Consider the following 2,931-nt stretch of genomic DNA (forward strand, 5'->3'; position numbering starts at 1 on the left):
CTCTCTAAGCCATCTTTTCAACAAACCCCTTCCTCCGAAGCGGGATGCAAAAGTAGGAAAAATATCATTCCCCACAAAGATTTTGAAACGATTAATAGAGATTTTAACGTAAGTTCATGGTTTTCAATGGGAAATATTTTTCGACAGACCAAAACAATTATGCCTTTTGCCTGTTTAGCACCGTCCTGAACAGTTCAGGATCTGATAAGGTCCGGCAGCCAGGATGACGGATCGGCTGGAGAAAACCATTAAAGCTTCCGAAGTTCCCCTGCGCCCCGCCACTTGAAACTTTGGAAGAAACTGCCCACCTAAACCCGATAGCAGTGGAATAGCCCGGAGCGCAGCGAGGACTATAAGCGAAAGCAGGAACATGCTTATATAGTACCACTGACCCTGCTTTGCTAAAAAGAAAAATAAACCCGAAAACTACCGACACTCTACAACACCACTCAACTGGCAATTAAAGTTTATGGAAGCGTAAAAACCCATGAGTTAATAACAACAGGAAGCTAGCCTGACCTGCAGAGATCAAATTTTCAGAATAACAACTTAAGCAGTAAAATGAATAGCTACTTTTTATCTTCTAATAATGGTCAAAAGTTTTTTAATGGCAATTACCACTAATACGGAAGCCAGGCCGATTATTAATCCAAAAGCAAATTCCCTCAGAATAGATGGAAACGAAGGGAAAATATGATGCATAAATGCAATATTGTGCGCAAAAATTCCTCCTGATACCAGTATCAATGCAACCGTACCCACAACGCTTAAAATTTTAATAATAATAGGTAACGATTTTACCAGTGTTTTACCAACTGATGAAAGAATACCTTTGTCGCCGGACGCTTTCACTAAACGGTATCCGGCGTCATCCATCCTAACAATAAGCGCAACAATTCCATAAACACCAATTGTAGCCAATAATGCGATCAATGAAACGGTTAAAATTTGGACGGTAAGCGTTTCATCTAAAACACTGCCCAGGGCGATGATGACAATTTCTATAGAAAGAATGAAATCGGTTATAATAGCTGATCTGATTTTGGCTTTTTCTGCCGTCTCGTCATTCTGAATAATCTCTTTTGCCTCCACATGTGCGGGTTTCGAGTGATGGAAAAAATATTCTACAACTTTTTCTACCCCTTCGTATGCCAGATATAATCCTCCGAGTACTAAGATCATTTTAATAGCTACAGGAAAAAAGAAGTTAAGCAATAGCGCAATGGGTACTATAATGAGCTTGTTGACTAGTGAACCCTTGGTAATTGCCCATAATACCGGTAGTTCCCTGGAAGAAAGAAAACCAGTTGATTTTTCTGCATTTACTGCCAGGTCATCTCCCAAAATACCAGCAGTTTTCTTAGCTGCTACCTTTGCCGTTACAGCCACATCATCCATTAAGGCACCTATATCATCTAAAATCGCAAAAAAACCAGAAGCCATATTTAAAATTTATTAATGTCGCAAAATATCGATTACTTTTTAAATTTAAATGATCTCACATTAAATCTTTAGCTATATTATACCAAGGCTATTTCCCACAGATTTAATTAAAAGTCAATAATATTTATCCGCATTATAACATTAATAATCCAAAACTGTTCGAAAAAGAAAAAATAAGCTACTATTGCTGAAATTTCTAAAGAAGTTCATAGGGAATATCTGGGTACTGACTCAGTCAGGTTATTGCGAAGCGCAGCGTCCCGTGCGTATAAGTCGGGGGCAGTCCTGTCCGTTGCAATCCTTTTGGGAAAACCTTGCTCCTTAGACATATTTCATCTCTTCCAAAAGAAATACCGCTTCTATCAGGACTATCTAACCAGGAATATGACATTGAATATGTAAAACGAAGATGGAATGGTCTATGCGGAGATCAGCGTTTTCTGCGGGAGCACAACCTTAATTTTTTCTCAACTCCTCAATTGTTAAAAAATTTTGTCGTCTTGGAGCGCAGTGTCCCGAGCATTTGGGATAGGTCCCGTCCTGCTGTGCGCTCTATCCTTTTGGAAACCTTATTTTTTAACAATTTTTCTTAGCCAAAAGGGATGCCGCTTCCATCACGGCTATTTTAGCTAGGACATAACATAAAAGACGGAAGATGTAAAACGGATGATGGAATGGTCTCTGCGGAGATCAGCGTTTTCTGCGGGAGCACAACCTTAACTTTTCTCAACTCCTTAATTGTTAAAAAATTTTTTCGTCTTGGACCGCAGTTTCCTGTGCTTGTAAGTTGGGTTCCGTCCTGCTGTCCGCTCTATCCTTTTGGAAACCTTATTTTTTAAACAATTTTTATTAGCCAAAAGGATGCCGCTCCCATCAGGGCTGTTTTACCCGGGACATAAAATAAAGGAGTAAAGATGGAAGATGTAAAATGGATGATGGAATGCTCGCTTTTGCAGAGATCAGTGTAACCTGCGGGAAACGAAGCTTAGCTGCTTAACTCCCCAATGGTACGGAAAAGCTCACAGATCGTTTAAATTGTAAAAGATGGAAGATGTAAAATAGATGATGGAATGGTCTCTGCGGAGATCAGCGTTTTCTGCGGGAGCACAACCTTAACTTTTCTAAACTCCTTAATGGTTTAAATGCCTCTTGGTCTTGGAGCACAGTGTCCCGAGCATTTGGGCTGGGTTCCTTCCTGCTGTCCGCTCTATCCTTTTGGAAACCTTATTGTTTAAACAATTTTTCTGAGCCAAAAGGGATGCCGCTCCCATCAGGGCCATTTAACCAGGGACGGAAAATGGAAGATGGGGAAGATGGAAGATGTAAAATAGATGATGGAATGCTTCTGCGGAGATCGGTGTAATCTGCGGGAAACGAAGCTTAGCGCCCCTAACCCCTTAATGCCGGGAAACTACGCTATTCCCTGTGCTCCATGCCCTTTGCGGATTAAAACAAGAAAGCCCTTCAACATTACTGCTGAAGGGCTTC

General features: G+C 40.7%; 2 protein-coding genes. One reads left to right on the forward strand and one right to left on the reverse strand.

Features of this window, described 5'->3' with window-relative positions; genetic code table 11:
* The coding region (locus BM107_RS24995; protein WP_208864465.1) for a hypothetical protein at window positions 1-189 on the forward strand (189 nt) is incomplete at its 5' end.
* 387 nt (window positions 190-576) lie between these two features.
* Here the strand turns inward: BM107_RS24995 and BM107_RS24430 are convergent.
* Complete coding sequence (locus BM107_RS24430) at window positions 577-1,443, reverse strand: DUF808 domain-containing protein (RefSeq protein WP_090988398.1); 867 nt, start codon at window positions 1,441-1,443, stop codon at window positions 577-579.
* Window positions 1,444-2,931: the final 1,488 nt, after the last annotated feature.

Source organism: Pedobacter suwonensis (assembly GCF_900111825.1).
Taxonomy (GTDB): Bacteria; Bacteroidota; Bacteroidia; order Sphingobacteriales; family Sphingobacteriaceae; genus Pedobacter; species Pedobacter suwonensis.